Genomic DNA, 2,771 nt, shown 5'->3' on the forward strand with positions numbered 1-2,771 from the left:
CCATCAGCAGGTGAGTTTGCTCAGCTTTACTCGAAGTTAAGTAAAGAGTACGAATCCATCATCGCCATACATGTATCAAATAGTTTAAGCGGTACTCTTTCATCGTCTGTTGCTGGAGCACAAATTGCTCAAGTGCATGTAGATTGTATAGACTCCTTATCCCTATCTGCTGGAATTACCGGTTTAGTAGAAAAGGGTATAAAACTACAGCATGAGGGACTGCCCTATACCGAAATAGTAGAACACCTAAAATCAGAGGCTACCAAGTTTAAAAACTACATCTTAATCGGTAATCTTACTCAGCTATATAAAGGTGGACGTTTAAGTAGTGCCCAATTTTACTTAGGAAGTCTCTTAAAAATAAAACCAGTTATTCAAATAAATAATACGGGACAGCTACAGGAGCTAAATAAGGTTCGCTCCCATAAAAGAGCAATTCAATATTTAGTGGATAAAGTTGTAGACTCTGTTGAAAATGATGGTATCGAGACTGTTTATATTATGCATGCCAACGCTCTTGGGCAAGCGGAAAGCTTAAAAGAAACTATTTTGCTATCTTGTCCGAACCTAGATGTAACCATAGGTGAGATAAGTACTTCTCTTGCAGTACATGCAGGTGAGGATACAATTGCTGTCCTGTGGTATTTGCCTTAAGTAAGAAAAACATTTTAAATATCAATGCTCCCGAGTAGGTTCGGGAGCTTTTATTGTTCTGATATGCGTAATTTACTTAAAAATCATCCTTAACATGAAAGAATACATACTTCGTATTAGGGGTGTACGCATAGGAATCCTGATATTCCCAATATCTATTTCTACTGTTGTTTGTATGAGCATTTACGTACGGCACCCCGTCTTCAACCCTTGTAACAATCGTAGAATGATCCCACCTTCCATCCCCTTGGAAATCATAAAAGATTAAATCTCCTAGTGTTAGCTGGCTTGCGGAATTAACCTGTGTTGCCTGCAATCCAATTGTAGATCCAGCTAAATACCACCGCAACGAATGGGGTGTCGTCCAACTCAAGCTCCATGAATTATTACTTGACCACCACCCCTTTTCCCTATTTGGCTGCCCTCTCATAGGTGCCCCACCTGCCAATAAGCATTGTGATATATAATTTGTACAATCCACATCAAATATAGGGAAATTAGGATTATAACTGTTCCACCATTGATCCGCATATTGAATGGCAGCGTTTCTATTATATTTTGCCATTTTTACCACCTCCTCCTATCTTGTTTATATGTATTTAAGAAGAATATATGCTAGTATGAAGTTAACTGAACAATCTTTTATCTTTTATCTTTTATCTTTTATCTTTTATCTTTTATCTTTTATCTTTTATCTTTTATCTTTTATCTTTTATCTTTTATCTTTTATTCTATTTTTTTGGAAAGGAAGTTGGCTGATGCGACAACATGCAGAAAAGGAAATCTTAGTGCCGACTTTGCTCTGCGATGATAAGGGAAATTTAAATCCGAAGGCAATTGGATTCGCTAGAAGACCTATAATTGAAAGCAACCTTAAAGGTCACTATATGCGAAAGAAAAAATGGAATTATTGGTGCATCTTTGGAGATGAAGTCCTATTTTCAGTAACTATTAGTCATTTAGATTATGCTGCTGTCTGTTTTGTTTATTTCCTAAATTATGAGACGCAACGCTTTGTCGAAAGAACGGTAACTATTCCTTTAGGTACAAAGGTGAAAATGCCAACTAATGTACTGGAAAGCGTTCGATTACAGTCTGAGGAAATGTCCATTCAGCTCTTATATCTTCAAAACGAAACTCATATGACAGTAACAGTTCCAGATTTTGATGGAGAAGTTTTGCATGCTGACTTGGTTATTTCTCATCCACCAGATGAGGATTCTTTAAATGTGGTTATTCCATGGAATCGAACTCAATTCCAATTTACTGCGAAGCATCACCTCCTTCCTGCTAAAGGCTTTGTGAAGATGGGGAGTTCCTCTTATTCCTTTCAAGGCGAAGATAACTTTGCAGTACTCGACTATGGAAGAGGCGTTTGGCCTCGCGAGGCAATTTGGAACTGGGGCTTTGCATCTCAACGTGTAGGGGCAAGAAAAATTGGCCTCAACTTTGGAGGTAAATGGACAGATGGCACTGGGATGACAGAAAATGCTGTTATTGTAGACGGTCATTTGTCAAAGATTCATGAGGATTTAGTGTTTCAGTATCAAGATACTGATTTCATGGTCCCTTGGAAAATTAAAACTAAGTTTTCTAAAGACGTTGATCTCACCTTTACCCCCTTCTTCCATCGAGTAGCGAAGACAGATGTTAAATTGGTTTCCTCGGAAGTAAATCAAATGATGGGCTATTATAATGGCAAGATTCATTTAGAAGACGGAACAACTCTAACTATCCAGCAGATGTTAGGATGCATTGAAGAGCACAAGGCTAAATGGTGAAAATCTTTTCTTTCAAATCATAAAAGCTGACCACTTTATTTTAAGTAGTTTGCTAATGTAGAGAAAACTCGAGCTATCCATCGTAATAACATTTAAATAATAACAAAAAAAACGCTTGGAAATATCTAAGCGTTTTTATAGTGATTTATTGAACTTCGTTTGCTAGTTTAATTAATTCATCAATCTCTAATTTGTACTCTCCTAATTCAGTTGTATTCCCATTAATAAAGTAAATATATCGAGCAAGAAACCCGTCTTCTGTTTCCCACCATAAAGATTGGGAAGTTTCCCCCTCTTCATAAAATGCTAGAACACCATTTTCAAGTTTGTATTCTG

The 2,771-nt window shown here is 37.0% G+C and carries 4 protein-coding genes; 2 read left to right on the forward strand and 2 right to left on the reverse strand.

Annotated features, from left to right (window positions below):
- On the forward strand, positions 1–654 hold a 654-nt coding region (locus AC06OU_RS13265), incomplete at its 5' end, for a DegV family protein (RefSeq protein ID WP_475856364.1).
- A 76-nt stretch (positions 655–730) separates the two neighbouring features.
- Here the strand turns inward: AC06OU_RS13265 and AC06OU_RS13270 are convergent.
- A complete protein-coding gene (locus tag AC06OU_RS13270) occupies positions 731–1,219 on the reverse strand; it encodes an amidase domain-containing protein (RefSeq protein ID WP_475856366.1) in 489 nt (162 codons plus the stop codon).
- A 193-nt stretch (positions 1,220–1,412) separates the two neighbouring features.
- Between AC06OU_RS13270 and AC06OU_RS13275 the strand changes: the two genes are divergently transcribed.
- Entirely contained in the window at positions 1,413–2,435 is a 1,023-nt protein-coding gene (locus AC06OU_RS13275) for a DUF2804 domain-containing protein (RefSeq protein WP_475856368.1), read from the forward strand.
- A gap of 145 nt (positions 2,436–2,580) precedes the next feature.
- Here the strand turns inward: AC06OU_RS13275 and AC06OU_RS13280 are convergent.
- Positions 2,581–2,771, reverse strand: a 191-nt coding sequence (locus tag AC06OU_RS13280; RefSeq protein WP_475856369.1) for a hypothetical protein, incomplete at its 5' end; no start/stop codon positions are given.

The organism is Psychrobacillus sp. (assembly GCF_056205495.1).